The sequence below is a fragment of the Curtobacterium sp. MCLR17_040 genome (assembly GCF_003234735.1).
Lineage (GTDB): Bacteria > Actinomycetota > Actinomycetes > Actinomycetales > Microbacteriaceae > Curtobacterium > Curtobacterium flaccumfaciens.
Genome location: NZ_QKTE01000030.1, coordinates 1 through 13,968, shown reverse-complemented (window position 1 = coordinate 13,968; position 13,968 = coordinate 1). Strand labels below are relative to the sequence as shown.

General features: G+C 70.5%; 14 protein-coding genes and 3 tRNA genes. 11 read left to right on the top strand and 6 right to left on the bottom strand.

What is annotated here, in order from left to right:
• Positions 1 to 95: 95 nt before the first annotated feature.
• Positions 96 to 1,088, bottom strand: coding sequence for an NAD-dependent epimerase/dehydratase family protein (locus DEJ01_RS17260; RefSeq protein WP_111093710.1), 993 nt, complete (start codon positions 1,086 to 1,088; stop codon positions 96 to 98).
• A gap of 57 nt (positions 1,089 to 1,145) precedes the next feature.
• Positions 1,146 to 1,790 carry a hypothetical protein gene (locus DEJ01_RS17255; protein WP_111040158.1) on the bottom strand — a complete coding sequence of 215 codons (645 nt, stop codon included), beginning with the start codon at positions 1,788 to 1,790 and terminating at the stop codon, positions 1,146 to 1,148.
• Between the two features lie 205 nt (positions 1,791 to 1,995).
• On the opposite strand from DEJ01_RS17255, the gene DEJ01_RS17250 reads away from it, so the two are divergent.
• On the top strand, positions 1,996 to 3,006 hold the full coding sequence (locus DEJ01_RS17250; protein ID WP_071404504.1) for an aldo/keto reductase family protein: 1,011 nt from the start codon (positions 1,996 to 1,998) through the stop codon (positions 3,004 to 3,006).
• Positions 3,007 to 3,146: 140 nt separating this feature from the next.
• Here DEJ01_RS17250 and DEJ01_RS17245 read toward each other — a convergent pair.
• From DEJ01_RS17245 to DEJ01_RS17235, 3 genes are all read right to left on the bottom strand, one after another.
• Positions 3,147 to 3,219: transfer RNA gene (locus DEJ01_RS17245), tRNA-Phe, on the bottom strand.
• A 1-nt stretch (position 3,220) separates the two neighbouring features.
• Positions 3,221 to 3,297: transfer RNA gene (locus tag DEJ01_RS17240), tRNA-Asp, on the bottom strand.
• Positions 3,298 to 3,357: 60 nt separating this feature from the next.
• Positions 3,358 to 3,430: transfer RNA gene (locus tag DEJ01_RS17235), tRNA-Glu, on the bottom strand.
• Between the two features lie 258 nt (positions 3,431 to 3,688).
• Between DEJ01_RS17235 and DEJ01_RS17230 the strand changes: the two genes are divergently transcribed.
• The gene (locus tag DEJ01_RS17230; RefSeq protein WP_111093709.1) at positions 3,689 to 4,966 is read left to right on the top strand and encodes a M23 family metallopeptidase; all 1,278 of its coding nucleotides are present in this window, start codon (positions 3,689 to 3,691) and stop codon (positions 4,964 to 4,966) included.
• Between the two features lie 34 nt (positions 4,967 to 5,000).
• Positions 5,001 to 6,461, top strand: coding sequence for an NlpC/P60 family protein (locus DEJ01_RS17225; RefSeq protein ID WP_111093708.1), 1,461 nt, complete (start codon positions 5,001 to 5,003; stop codon positions 6,459 to 6,461).
• A 226-nt stretch (positions 6,462 to 6,687) separates the two neighbouring features.
• On the opposite strand, the gene DEJ01_RS17220 is transcribed toward DEJ01_RS17225, so the two are convergent.
• Positions 6,688 to 7,179, bottom strand: coding sequence for an inorganic diphosphatase (locus DEJ01_RS17220; protein ID WP_027467055.1), 492 nt, complete (start codon positions 7,177 to 7,179; stop codon positions 6,688 to 6,690).
• A gap of 64 nt (positions 7,180 to 7,243) precedes the next feature.
• On the opposite strand from DEJ01_RS17220, the gene tilS reads away from it, so the two are divergent.
• The 8 genes from tilS (at position 7,244) to DEJ01_RS17180 (ending at position 13,917) form a co-directional block, all read left to right on the top strand.
• Entirely contained in the window at positions 7,244 to 8,263 is a 1,020-nt protein-coding gene (gene tilS, locus DEJ01_RS17215) for a tRNA lysidine(34) synthetase TilS (RefSeq protein ID WP_027467056.1), read from the top strand.
• Between the two features lie 9 nt (positions 8,264 to 8,272).
• Positions 8,273 to 8,824 (top strand): hypoxanthine phosphoribosyltransferase, encoded by a 552-nt coding sequence (gene hpt, locus DEJ01_RS17210; RefSeq protein WP_017887686.1) that lies wholly within the window; start codon positions 8,273 to 8,275, stop codon positions 8,822 to 8,824.
• A 158-nt stretch (positions 8,825 to 8,982) separates the two neighbouring features.
• Positions 8,983 to 10,971: an ATP-dependent zinc metalloprotease FtsH gene (gene ftsH, locus DEJ01_RS17205; RefSeq protein ID WP_027467057.1), complete on the top strand. Its 1,989-nt coding sequence runs from the start codon at positions 8,983 to 8,985 to the stop codon at positions 10,969 to 10,971.
• A gap of 6 nt (positions 10,972 to 10,977) precedes the next feature.
• Complete coding sequence (gene folP / locus DEJ01_RS17200; protein WP_173032459.1) at positions 10,978 to 11,946, top strand: dihydropteroate synthase; 969 nt, start codon at positions 10,978 to 10,980, stop codon at positions 11,944 to 11,946.
• Complete coding sequence (gene folB, locus DEJ01_RS17195; protein ID WP_071404507.1) at positions 11,943 to 12,332, top strand: dihydroneopterin aldolase; 390 nt, start codon at positions 11,943 to 11,945, stop codon at positions 12,330 to 12,332. The genes folP and folB overlap by 4 nt, the downstream gene beginning before the upstream one ends.
• Positions 12,329 to 12,883, top strand: coding sequence for a 2-amino-4-hydroxy-6-hydroxymethyldihydropteridine diphosphokinase (gene folK / locus DEJ01_RS17190; protein ID WP_035809345.1), 555 nt, complete (start codon positions 12,329 to 12,331; stop codon positions 12,881 to 12,883). Before folB ends, folK begins: the two co-directional genes overlap by 4 nt.
• A complete protein-coding gene (locus tag DEJ01_RS17185) occupies positions 12,880 to 13,371 on the top strand; it encodes a DUF3180 domain-containing protein (RefSeq protein ID WP_071404509.1) in 492 nt (163 codons plus the stop codon). Before folK ends, DEJ01_RS17185 begins: the two co-directional genes overlap by 4 nt.
• A gap of 24 nt (positions 13,372 to 13,395) precedes the next feature.
• On the top strand, positions 13,396 to 13,917 hold the full coding sequence (locus DEJ01_RS17180; protein ID WP_111093707.1) for a PH domain-containing protein: 522 nt from the start codon (positions 13,396 to 13,398) through the stop codon (positions 13,915 to 13,917).
• The last annotated feature ends 51 nt before the right edge of the window (positions 13,918 to 13,968 follow it).

Below are 13,968 nucleotides of genomic sequence, written 5' to 3'. Positions count from 1 at the left end.
AACACCGGTGTTCGCGCGTTGAACCCCCGCATGCCGCGGTGCGGAGCGCGAACACCGGTGTCTTGCGTGCGCCGGCGCGCGTCACCAAGTGCGGCTCACACCGCCCAGCGCGCCGCTAACTCGTCCATCAGGACATCGAGCCGCTCGTCGACGACCTGCTCCTCGGGGTGCGCCTCGTACCAGGCGATGACCTCGCGCACACCCTGCCGGTAGGTCGTGCGCGGCCGGTACCACGGCACGAGCGACCGGACCTTGCTGTTGTCGAACACCGAGCTGTTCGCCTTGTCGCCGAGCAGCGCCGCGCCCCACTCGGGGTCGACGGCGTTGATCGCGTCCGCCGGCACGTGCACGATCCGCAGGTCCTCGACCCCGGCCGCAGCCGCGATCTCGTGCGCGATGGCGTTCCACGTCGGGGCCTCATCGCTCGTGATCGTGAAGGGCTCACCGATCGCCTCGGCCCGGTCGAGCAGCCCCGTGAACCCGACCGCGAAGTCGCGACTGTGCGTCAGGGTCCACAGCGAGGTGCCGTCGCCGGTGATGATGACCGGCTTGCCGGCACGCATCCGAGCGACCGCGGTCCAGCCGCCGGTCAGCGGCAGCTTCGTCTCGTCGTAGGTGTGCGACGGCCGCACGATCGTCACCGGGAAGTCCTGCTCCCGGTACGCCTCCATCAGCAGCTCCTCGCACGCGATCTTGTCGCGCGAGTACTGCCAGTGCGGGTTCTTCAGCGGCGTCGACTCGGTGATCGGCAGGTGCGTCGCCGGCGTCTGGTACGCCGAGGCCGAGCTGATGAACACGTACTGCCGCGTCCGCCCGGCGAAGAAGTCGACGTCGGCCTGCACCTGGTCCGGCGTGAAGGCGATCCAGTTCACGACCACGTCGAAGCGCTGGTCGCCGAGTGCGTCCGCCAGTGCGCTGCGGTCCGACACGTCGGCCTGGAGGCGCGTCACACCCTCCGGGATCGGCCTGCCCCCGGTGGTCCCCCGGTTGAGCACGGTCACGTCGAACCCCTGCTCGACGGCTTCCCGGACGCAGGCGGCGCTGATGACGCCGCTCCCGCCGATGAACAACACGCTCGCTCCGGTCATGGATGCTCCCTCGCTCTCCGCGGCGCAGCCCTGCGCCGAACCCCTCCGATCCTGCACCTACCCGTCGGGGCGGGCACGGAGCACGGCTTCGATCGAAGTGGTGCCCTCAGCCCAGGACGCCGCGTGTGGACTGATCCAGCCGAGCAGTTCGAGTGCGAAGTCGTGGTCCCGCTGCAGGTTCCGCGCGTGGATGGGTTCGTGGTGCGCGGCGCGGTTCCGCACGAAGTGCAGCTGCTGGAGCCGTCGCGCCACCTCGCTCCGTCGGATGCGCAGGTTGTCCGGCCCGTGCGGAAAGGCTCGATGCAGGCCAGGCACCCAGAGCGAGGTGTGGTACCGCGATTCGACGAGGTACCGCCAGAACCCGAAGCTGAGCTCCGCGATGACCCGTCCGTGTACTTCGGGACGTCGACCTTCTCGACCCGCCCGTGCCCGTGCCTTCGCGAGGTCGGCACGCCCGCGGCTGTCGAGTGGTGCGATGTCGAACCAGGGCGGCCCGGTGCGGCTCGATGCCCACGCGCAGAGTTCACGGTCGAGCGCATTGCGAGCGAACACCTCGACGACGCCGGTGAGCTCCATGACTGCCGCCGCGGCTCGCATGTTCCACTCGTAGAGCCGCAGTGCTTCAGTCGACGACCCCGTCCGCCCTGCGTACGAACGGAGCCGATCGGCTGTGATGAGCCGCTCGAGCTCGTCTTCCTGCATCCCGCCTCGCCTGCTAACGTTGTTCACGAAGACCCCGGAACGATCCCTGGCTCAGGCCACATCGCCGGGGTTTCGTCTTTTTCGATCGTCTCTGAAACATCAGCGTACAGGCGTGCACTCGCAGGCCGAGTGCTCCTGGGGGCGACGGGACTACCGTCACGGTTCGGGTCGCACCGACGCGCCCCACGACAGGAGTGACACGCACATGGAGTACCGCTACCTCGGCAACTCGGGCCTCAAGGTCTCCGAGATCACCTACGGCAACTGGCTCACCCACGCATCCCAGGTCGAGAACGACGCGGCGATCGCCTGCGTCAAGGCCGCCCTCGAGGTCGGCATCTCGACGTTCGACACCGCCGACGTCTACGCCAACACCGGCGCGGAGACGGTCCTCGGCGAAGCGCTCAAGGGGGAGCGGCGCCAGTCCCTCGAGATCGCCACGAAGGTGTTCGGGCCGACAGGTCCGAAGGGCCACAACGACACCGGGCTGTCCCGCAAGCACATCCTCGAGTCGATCGACGGCTCGCTGCAGCGGCTGCAGACGGACTACGTCGACCTGTACCAGGCGCACCGCTACGACCACGAGACGCCGCTCGAAGAGACGATGCAGGCCTTCGCGGACATCGTGCGCCAGGGGAAGGTCCTGTACGTCGGCGTCAGCGAGTGGACCGCGGACCAGCTGCGGGCCGGTGCTGCGCTCGCGAAGGACCTCGGCTTCCAGCTCATCTCGAACCAGCCGCAGTACTCGGCGCTGTGGCGGGTCATCGAGGACGAGGTCGTCCCCACCTCGAAGGAACTCGGCATCTCGCAGATCGTCTGGTCGCCGATCGCCCAGGGTGTGCTCACCGGCAAGTACAAGCCGGGTCAGCCGCTGCCCGAGGGCTCCCGCGCGACCGACGACAAGGGCGGCGCGGACATGATCAAGCGGTTCATGCGCGACGAGGTGCTGTCCTCGGTGCAGGAGCTGCAGCCGGTCGCCGACGAGCTGAACCTGTCCATGGCGCAGCTCGCGGTCGCCTGGGTCCTGCAGAACGAGAACGTCGCCTCGGCGATCATCGGGGCTTCGCGTCCGGAGCAGGTGCACGACAACGCGGGCGCTGCCGGCGTCACGATCCCCGCGGAGCTCATGTCGCGGATCGACGATGCCCTGGGCGCCGTGGTCGAGCGCGACCCCGCGAAGACGAACGACAGCAGCCCGAAGACCCGCGAGGCGTAGGCAGTCCGCAAAACACCGGTGTTCGCCCGTTGAACACGCGCATGCCGCGGCTCGATGCGCGAACACCGGTGTTTTGCGAGCAGGTCACACCGGCCAGACAACGGAAAAGGCCCCCTGCCGAAGCAGGGGGCCTTCACCGGTGGCTGGACACGGCATCGATCCGTGGACCTTTCGATTTTCAGTCGAACGCTCTACCAACTGAGCTATCCAGCCGTGGCGACCCTGACGGGACTTGAACCCGCGACCTCCGCCGTGACAGGGCGGCACGCTAACCAGCTGCGCTACAGGGCCATGTTGTGTTGTGTCTTGCTGTGGTGTTGTTCAGTACTACTTGCTCGCTCACTCAAGGAGTGACCCCAACGGGATTCGAACCCGTGCTGCCGCCGTGAAAGGGCGGTGTCCTAGGCCACTAAACGATAGGGCCGCAAGCAGTGCATCGCGCTACCGATGGACAAGCATACGGATGCCCCCCGGGTTTCACAAATCCAACCCCGCCAACCGTGCATCCCCGGCGTGTCGCGCCGTCAGCGCACGGGTCTCCGATGCTGTCGGTGCGAGCATCGTCGGCGGCCGCACCCCTCGTCCGAGGGGCTGTCGAGCCTGCGACCCGTGTTGTTACTGTTGCACCTGTTAACAGTGTTACGTGCGTGAGCCTTGCCGCGCTGTTACGAAATCGAGATACATGTCGACCTCCACTCCCTTCTCCCTCCGCTCCCGCAGCCGCCTGATCGCCGCCGCGGTCGCCGTCGCGCTCACAGCCGGCACGCTCGCGGTCCTCGCCCCGGCGTCGTCCGCCAGCGCCGCGAGCTACCCCAGCTGGGACGAGGTGCAGCGGGCGAAGTCGTCGACCAGCGCCCAGCAGGCCAAGGTCAGCGAGATCAAGTCGCTCATCTCGTCGCTGAAGAGCGAGGCGGCTGCCAAGCAGAAGGCCGCGCAGGCCGCGGGCGAGGCGTACCAGGCCGCGCAGAACAAGTACGACGAGGCGACGCTCAAGCAGAAGAAGTTCCAGTCGCAGGCCGACGACGCCGAGCAGACCGCCGCACGGTCCGAGGAGCAGGCCGGTCAGCTCGCCGCCCAGCTCGGTCGCACCAGCGGTGACGACGTGACGACGGACATCCTCACGCACCCGTCCGACTCCGGCGACCTGCTCTACGAGCTCGGTGCCATGTCGAAGCTCAGCGAGCAGTCCGAGGGCATCTACGCGCAGGCTTCGCAGGACCGCGGTGTGGCCCAGGGCCTCGCCGACAAGGCCGACCGCGCCAAGCAGGCCCTCGGGGACCTCGCCGACGCCGCACAGTCGAAGATGCAGCAGGCTCAGGGAGCCGCGGACGCCGCACAGACCGCGGTCGACGCCCAGAACGACAACGAGTCCAGGCTCGAAGCGCAGCTGACCGCGCTCACCTCGAAGCAGCGCGGCGTCGAGGCCGACTACCGCAGGGGCGTCGCCGCCGAGAAGGCCCGCCAGGCCCGCCTCGCAGCAGCCGCCGCGAAGGCAGCAGCCAAGGCCGCGGCGACCAGCCAGGGCGGCACCGGTGGCGGCAGCGCCAACCCGGCGGGCTGGGTCCGACCCGCAGGCGGGTTCCAGACCAGCCCCTACGGCTACCGCGTCGACCCCTACACGCACGTCAGCGCCCTGCACGCGGGCGTTGACCTGGCCCCCGCTTGCTACGCCCCGATCTACGCGGCGCACGACGGCACCGTCACCTTCGCCGGCAACGGTGGCGGGTACGGCAACGAGGTCATCCTCGACAACGGCGGCGGCATCTCCACCGCGTACGGCCACGTCGTCGACGGCGGGATCATGGTCACCGCCGGCCAGCACGTCACCGCGGGACAGCAGATCGCCAAGATCGGCTCGACCGGCTGGTCGACCGGGTGCCACCTCCACTTCGAGACCCGGATCAACGGCGCTGCCGTCGACCCGGTCCCCTTCATGGCAGCGCGGGGGATCTCGGTATGAGCATCAGCGCCACCAGAAGGCGTCGACCCACGTCATGACCACCTCCGCTCGCTCGTTCTCCTGCGGGATCGCGACCATCGCCGTGCTCGGCATCGGCCTGTCGGTCGTCATCGCCGGACCGGCCCAGGCCGCACCCTCGGGTCCGTCCTGGGACGACGTCAAGGCCGCCAAGTCCGATGCGGCCGACGCCCAGCAGACGGTCGACGAGCTGAGCGACCGGCTCGGCACGCTGCAGGACGCCGCCGACCAGGCCGGTGTCGCCGAGCAGCAGGCCGGGCAGGCGTACGCCCTCGCGGCGTCGCAGCAGCAGGAGGCGAAGGACACCCTCGCCGACCTGTCCGCGCAGTCGAAGCGTGCGAAGGCCCGGGCGGACGACTCGGCCGGCCAGGTCGCCGGGCTCGTGGTCGAGCTGTCCCGCACGGGCGGCGGTGACCTGTCGACGACGATGCTCATGGACTCGTCGGACTCGAAGGACCTGCTCTACCGGGTCGGCACGATGTCGCACCTGTCCGAGCGCTCCGCGACGGTCCTGGCCGAAGCACGCGCCGATCAGAAGACCGTCGAGTCCCTGGCCGCCCAGCAGTCCGCGGCCGAGAAGGCCCTGAGCAAGGCGACCGAGGCGACGAAGACCACCTTCGCGACGGCCAACGACGTGGCCGCAGGCGCCCAGGCGCGGGTGCAGAAGGAACAGGACCAGCAGGCCGAGGTCCTGCACCAGCTCGCGTACCTGAAGGGCACGAGCGTCGCGACGGAGACCGCGTACTGGAGCGCGCAGCAGGCGAAGGCCGCCGCGGCCGCCATCGCGAAGCAGACGCGCGACACCGGCACCGGGAACGGCTCCGGCACCGGGAACGCCACCGGCGGCGGCACGAGCGGCAGCAACACCGGCAACACCGGCAACACGGGCGGCACCGGCAGCACCGGCGGCGGGACCTCCACCCCGGCCGTCCCGAGCACGCCGTCCAAGCCCAGCACCCCGTCGAACCCCGGCACCCCCGCGAAGCCGAGCACCCCCAGCAAGCCGAGCACCCCCAGCACGCCGAGCAAGCCGGCACCCGCGCCTGCTCCGGCACCGGCGCCCGCTCCGGCCCCGAGCAGCCCCTCGAAGGCCGCCGGCGCCATCGCGTTCGCCCGTGCCCAGCTCGGCGAGCCGTACGTCCTGACCGGCGCCGGCCCGAACACCTGGGACTGCTCCGGCCTCGTGATGATGGCCTACAGCTCGCAGGGCATCGCGACCGGCGGACACAACGTGGTCTGGCAGTACAACTACTTCAAGTCGATCGGCCGCCTCGTCCCGCTGTCCCAGCGCCAGCCCGGCGACATCCTGTTCTACTCGTCGAACGGCACGGCCTCGGGGGCGTACCACGACTCGATCGTGACGAGCTACGGCACCATGGTCGAGGCCGCGCGCCCCGGAGTCGGCGTCGTCGAGCGCGCGATCTGGCTGCCGAACCAGCTCATGCCGTACGTCGCCCGCCCGAGCGGTTCCCTGTAGCCCGCTCCCGGAGTGCCCGTTCTTTCCCAGAGCGGCTGCGGTACCAAGCGAGATCGGGCGTACCTGCACGGATCAACGCACCAGGTACGCCCGTTTCCACCCGGTACGCCCCCGGCATGCCCCGCGCCGCCTCCGCAAGCCCCAGGCGCCCCGCCCCCCACGCACGACACAGAACGGCGCCCGCCCTCCGGAAGGAGAGCGGGCGCCGTTCGTCGTCAGGGGATCGTCAGTGCGAGCCGGGCACGTACGCGGCCTGACCGGCCTGCACGATGCGCTCGGCCTCGGCGGCGTCGCCCCAGCCCTCGGCCTTGACCCACTTGTTCGGCTCGAGGTCCTTGTAGCGCTCGAAGAAGTGCGCGATCTCGGCCTTCGTCTGCTCCGGCACGTCCGAGATGTCCTGGATGTGCGCCCAGCGCGGGTCCTTGGCGGGGACGACGAGGACCTTCTCGTCGTTGCCGGCCTCGTCGCTCATCTTGAAGACGCCGACGGGGCGGACCTTGACGCCGACGCCGGGGAACGTCGGGAACTCGAGCAGCAGCAGCGCGTCCACGGGGTCACCGTCGTCGGCCAGGGTCTTCTCGAAGAACCCGTAGTCGGTGGGGTAGACGAACGAGGTGAACAGCACGCGGTCGAGGTAGACGCGACCGGTCTCGTGGTCCACCTCGTACTTGTTGCGGCTGCCCTTGGGGATCTCGACGACGACGTCGTACGCGGCCATGTTGCGCTCCTGTGTCTGCTTCGGGGACTGTCGTGTGTTGCGAAAGCGCGGCTAACGTTACCGGGTGAACTCTCCGCGTCCCCGGCTCGACCCCGCCGTCGCCGAGACCCGCCTGGCGGTCCGCGACCTGCTCGCCGCAGCCGTCGACGACGGCGTGGTCGCCGCAGGCGACCTGGTGCTCGTCGCACTGAGCGGCGGACCGGACTCGCTCGCCCTGGCGGCGGCCACCGCGTTCGAAGCGGGCAAGCAGGGTCTGCGGGCCGGGGCAGTGGTCGTCGACCACGCGCTCCAGGCGGGCTCCGAGGCGGTCGCGAGCCGCGCCTCCCGGCAGGCATCCGAGCTGGGACTCGACCCGGTGACGGTCCGCAGGGTCACGGTCGGCTCCGACGGTGGTCCGGAAGGCGCCGCCCGGGAGGCCCGCCACGCGTCGATCGCCGAGGTCGCCGCCGCCACCGGGTCACCCCTGGTGCTGCTGGGCCACACGCTGGACGACCAGGCCGAGACCGTGCTGCTCGGCCTGCTGCGCGGCAGCGGGCCGGACAGCCTGTCCGGCATGCAGCCGCTCGCCCGCCGTGACGGCGGTCCGGCCTACGGCCGGCCGCTCCTGTCGGTCCGGCGCCACGCGACCCGGCAGGCGTGCGCCGCGGCGGGGCTGGCGCCGTGGCACGACCCGCAGAACGACGACCCCGCGTACGCACGGGTGCGGGTGCGGAACACCCTGCTGCCGGTGCTCGAACGGGAGCTCGGTGCCGGGGTGCCCGAGGCCCTGGCCCGGACGGCCGACCAGCTGCGCGAGGACTCCGCGGCGCTCGACCACTTCGCCGAGGAGATCGCGGAGGACATCGCCGAGCACTCCGAGGCGGGCATCTCGCTGTCGGTGCGGGCGCTCGGAGCGAACCCGCCGGCGCTCCGGCAGCGACTCGTGCGCCTGGCGGTGGAGAGTGAGTTCGGGGTGACGCTGTCGCGCGTGCAGACGCTCGAGGTCTGCCGGCTGGTCACGGACTGGAGCGGACAGGGCCCGATCGACCTGCCGGGCGTCCGTGCCACGCGGACCGGCGACCGCATCGAGTTCAGCGCCGGTTAGGCTGGCGTGGTGGAACTCTCCGACGTCCAGGCAGACCTGTCCGAAGTGCTCTTCACCCCCGAGCAGATCGACGAGAAGCTCGCCGAGCTCGCGGCGGTCGTCGACGCCGACTACGCGGGCCGCGACCCGCTGCTCGTCGGGGTGCTCAAGGGTGCCGTCATGGTGATGGCGGACTTCTCGCGCCACCTCAAGATGCAGGCGCGGATGGACTGGATGGCGGTGTCGTCGTACGGCTCCGGCACGAAGTCGTCCGGCGTGGTGCGGATCCTCAAGGACCTCGACACCGACCTGCACGGGCGCGACGTCCTGATCGTCGAGGACATCATCGACTCCGGTCTGACCCTGTCGTGGCTCAAGCAGAACCTGCAGTCCCGTGGTGCCGCGAGCGTCGAGATCGTCGCCCTGCTGCGCAAGCCCGAGGCCGCCAAGGTCGAGGTCGACGTGAAGTACGTGGGCTTCGACATCCCCGACGCCTTCGTGGTCGGGTACGGCCTGGACTACGACGAGCGCTACCGCAACCTGCGCGGCGTCGGCGTCCTCGCTCCGCACGTCTACTCCTGACGGGCGGCCCGCCGCGCTCGGGTCGCACTCGGCCGACTCTGGCCCGGGGGTGAGTTCGCCCGCAGAGGACACCCATTCTCGCCACAGAATCGCGGCCGTATGCTGACCTGCACGCAACTTCGGCAGAGAAAGGTGTCGGGCACTCGCGCCCGGATCACATGAACTTCAAGCGCATCTTCCGCGGCCCGTACCTCTACGTGCTGATCGCGCTGGCGGGCATCTTCATCGGCTGGAGCGTCATCAGCCAGGGCAGCACGCAAGAGATCGACACCCAGAAGGGTCTCGAGCAGCTCTCCGATGACAAGGTCTCGTCCGCGACCATCAACTCCACTGAGCAGCGGGTCGACCTCGTCCTGAAGGACGGCGACAAGCAGGAGCAGTTCTACTACTCCACGCCCCGTGGCGAAGAGGTCGTGCAGGCCGTCAACGACGCCAACCTGCCGGACGGCTACAACGACCGCGTCGCCCAGGGCAACTGGTTCCTGTCGCTGCTCGGCATCCTGCTGCCGTTCCTGATCATCGGTGCCCTGTTCTGGTTCCTGCTCTCGAGCGCCCAGGGTGGCGGCTCGAAGGTCATGCAGTTCGGCAAGTCGAAGGCCAAGATCAACAACAAGGAGAACCCGCAGGTGTCGTTCGCCGACGTCGCGGGTGCCGACGAGGCGATCGAGGAACTCCACGAGATCAAGGAGTTCCTCAAGGAGCCCGCGAAGTTCCAGGCCGTCGGGGCGAAGATCCCGAAGGGCGTGCTGCTCTACGGCCCTCCCGGAACCGGCAAGACCCTGCTCGCCCGCGCCGTCGCGGGAGAAGCCGGCGTGCCGTTCTACTCGATCTCCGGTTCGGACTTCGTCGAGATGTTCGTCGGTGTCGGTGCGAGCCGTGTCCGTGACCTCTTCGAGCAGGCCAAGGCGAACTCGCCGGCCATCGTCTTCATCGACGAGATCGACGCCGTCGGTCGTCACCGTGGTGCCGGCATCGGCGGTGGCAACGACGAGCGCGAGCAGACGCTGAACCAGCTCCTGGTCGAGATGGACGGCTTCGACGGCAAGACGAACGTCATCCTCATCGCCGCGACGAACCGTCCCGACGTGCTCGACCCCGCGCTCCTGCGCCCCGGCCGTTTCGACCGCCAGATCGGCGTCGACGCCCCGGGTCTCGCCGGCCGCAAGCAGATCCTCGAGGTGCACGCGAAGGGCAAGCCGCTCGCCGCGAGCGTCGACCTCGAGCTGCTCGCCCGCAAGACGCCGGGCTTCACCGGTGCCGACCTGGCGAACGTCCTGAACGAGGCGGCCCTGCTGACCGCCCGCTCGAACGCGCAGCTCATCGACAACCGTGCCCTCGACGAGGCCGTCGACCGCGTGATGGCCGGCCCGCAGCGCCGGACCAGGATCATGTCCGACCAGGAACGCCTGATCACCGCGTACCACGAGGGCGGCCACGCCCTGGCGGCAGCGGCGATGCGGCACACCGACCCGGTCACGAAGATCACGATCCTGCCCCGCGGCCGTGCCCTCGGCTACACGATGGTGCTCCCGCTCGAGGACAAGTACTCGGTCACCCGCAACGAGCTCCTCGACCAGCTCACCTACGCCATGGGTGGTCGCGTCGCCGAGGAGATCGTGTTCCACGACCCGACCACGGGCGCCTCGAACGACATCGAGAAGGCCACCGGCACCGCCCGCAAGATGGTGACCGAGTACGGCATGAGCCAGGCCGTCGGGTCCGTGAAGCTCGGGTCCGGTTCGAGCGAGCCGTTCGTCGGCCGTGACATGAGCGGTGGCACCGGTCGCGACTACTCGGAGACCATCGCCCAGACGGTCGACGCCGAGACCCGGGCCCTGCTCGAGGCCGCGCACGACGAGGCCTACCAGGTGCTCAACGACAACCGCGACATCCTCGACCGCCTGGCCGGCGAGCTCCTCGAGAAGGAGACGCTCGACGCCCCGGAGCTCGTGGAGATCTTCAAGGACGTCCGCAAGCTGCCGGAGCGCCCGCAGTGGCTCTCCAGCGACAAGCGCCCGGTCAGCAACCTGCCCGCGATCGACGTGCCCGGCAAGGCCGCCTCGACCGCAGCGGACCCGTCGGACTCCGAGTCGACCTCGAAGACCCGTCGTCGCCCGTTCGGCAACCCGGGTATCGCCCCCGCGTAGGCCGGCATGACCGAGCTGCCGACGCGACGAGAGCGTCGACTCGCCGAGGTGAGTCGTGCCCGCGCCGCCGCCGCCGAACCGGCGACGGTCGCGATCGACCTCCGTGCACCCCAGCCGGTGCCGGAGGTCGTGACCGGCCGTCGCCGTGACCGCGGTGGTCCGGCCGAGGAGCGCACCCGGGTACTCGGCATCCTCAACGTCACCCCCGACTCGTTCAGCGACGGCGGGCTGCACCAGGCCTACGACGCCGCGGTGCAGCACGCACGTGACCTCGTCGCGGCCGGTGCGGACGTCATCGACGTCGGCGGGGAGTCCACCCGCCCCGGTTCCGAGCGCGTGCCCGTGCCGGTCGAGCAGGAACGGGTGCTGCCGGTCGTGCAGCAGCTCGTCGCCGAGGGCATCCCGGTCAGCGTCGACACGATGAACGCCGCGACGGCCGAGCGTGCCGTCGACCTCGGTGCCGCAATCGTCAACGACGTCTCCGGTGGACTCGCCGACCCCGACATGGCCCGGGTCGTGGCGTCGACGGGCGTCGGCTTCGTCGTCATGCACTGGCGCGGCCACAGCGACCGGATGTACCGCAACGCCGAGTACACCCACGCGGTCGAGGAGGTCCGGCGCGAGGTCGAACTCCGGGTCGCCGAACTCATCGTGCTCGGCGTCCGGCAGGAGCAGGTCGTCATCGACCCGGGCCTCGGCTTCGCCAAGCACGGCGTGCAGAACTGGGAGATCCTGGCCGGCTACGAGCGCTTCGCCTCGATCGGCCTGCCGGTGCTCGTCGCCGCCTCACGCAAGCGGTTCCTCGACGGTGTCGGGAGCCCCGAGGGTGCCCCGCCCAGGGAGCGCGACCTCGCCACCGCCGCCATCAGCCTGCTCGCCGCCGAACGCGGCGCGTGGGGTGTGCGCGTGCACGACCCGGCACCGACCCGTGCCGTGCTCGACGTCTGGGACGCCTGGAGGGCAGCTCGATCGTGAACGACACCATCCGACTCACCGGGGTCCGCGCCCGCGGACACCACGGCGTCTTCGACCACGAGCGCGAGGACGGCCAGGACTTCGTCGTCGACGTCGCCGTGGAGCTCGACGCCCGCGCCGCCTCGGGCAGCGACGACCTCGACGCCACCGTGCACTACGGCGTCCTCGCCGAGCAGGTCGTCGCCGAGATCGAACGCGACCCGGTCGACCTGATCGAGACGCTGGCCGAGCGCATCGCCGCGGCCGTGCTCACCCACCGTGCCGCATTGGCGACCGAGGTCACGGTGCACAAGCCGCAGGCCCCGATCACCGTGCCGTTCACCGACGTCTCGATCACCATCCGGCGTGCCCGCGGCGCCACGGTGCCGGACGAGGAAGAAGAATGACCCACCGGGTCGTCGTCGCCCTCGGAGCGAACCTCGGCGACCGGGGGAGCACGCTCCGCGCCGCCGCCACCGCGATCGCCGCCCTGCCCGGGGTCGAGCCGGTGGCCTCGAGCCGCGAGGTCGAGTCGGTCGCCGTGACCCTCGACGGCCTCGACACGTCGAAGCCCCGCTACCGGAACGCCGTCGTGGTCGTCGACACCGACCTCGAGCCGCAGGCCTTCCTCGACGCCCTGCACGGCATCGAGGACGCCCACGGCCGCACGCGCGAGGTCAGGTGGGGCGACCGCACCCTCGACCTCGACGTCGTCGCGGTGGACGACCTGCGGATCGCCACCGACACCCTGGTCGTGCCGCACCCCCGGGCCGCTGAGCGCGCGTTCGTGCTCGCCCCGTGGCTCGACGCCGACCCCGAGGCCGTCCTGCCCGGTGCCGGACCGGTGGCCGACCTGCTCACCGCCGTGGGGGACGACACCGAGCGCGTTGACGAGCCGCGCCTGTTCGCGGAGCCGGCACGGGCCTCCCGGCCGGCGGGGAGCGCGACCAGCGCATGAAGCCCACCCGTGCCTCCACACTGATCAGCATCGCCGTCGTGACGGTGGTCGCCGGCTTCGCACTGGACGCCGTCCTGGCGTCGCGCCAGCTGCCGACGTTCCTGTTCTCGATCCCGCTCGGCGTCACGCTCGCGTTCATCGGCGTCGCCGTCGTGCTCATGGCGCGCCCGGTGCGCCGGCACGCGCGCGACGGCGCCGGACGCCAGCGGCCGGTCGACCCGCTCTACGCGACGCGGGTCGTCGTGCTCGCGAAGGCGTCCAGCATCTGCGGCACGCTGCTCGGCGGGTTCGCCCTCGGCCTCGTGCTGTACCTGCTGACCCGTTCCGCGACGCCTTCGCTAGGCTCGACCCTGCCGAACGTGATCGCCGTCGGGGGCGGGATCGTCCTGACGGTCTGCGCACTCGTGGCGGAGCGCATGTGCATCGCACCCCCGGGTGACGACGACGACCGTGACGATCCCCGCAACGGTTCGACGACGGTGAACTGACCGAGCAACCCCAGGAGGCCCGCGATGCCGCGTGAACGACTCGACGAGCCCGGCCTCGGCCTCGGTGGGATCGCCTGGCAGCGGGTGTCCGCGAAGCTCGTGTGGACCGAACTCATCACCACGCTCGTGATCGGTGTCGTGCTCACCGCGGGCTGCGTGCTCATCGGGATCGTCACCGAAGGCTTCGGTTCCGGGGCCGGCACGGTCTGGCTCTCCATCGGCATCGTCGTCGCCGTCACCACGGCGATCACCGCCGCGCTCACGCCCCGACGGGTCCGGGCCATCGGCTACGCGCTCCGCGACGACGACCTGGTCGTGCGCCGCGGCCTCATGTGGCAGCGGTTCACGGCCGTGCCGTACGGCCGGATGCAGCTCGTCGACGTCGCCCGCGGGCCGCTCGACCGGGCGCTCGGCATGAGCGAGCTGAAGTTCGTCACCGCCGCCGCTGCGACGAACGTCCGGATCCCGGGCGTCCCGGCAGCGGACGCCGACGAGCTGCGCGACCGCCTCGTCGAGCTCGCCGAGTCCCGTCGCGCCGGACTGTAGGGGTCGTCCGTGACCTTCCGACCGGGCACCCCGCCACCCGCTCCGCCCGCC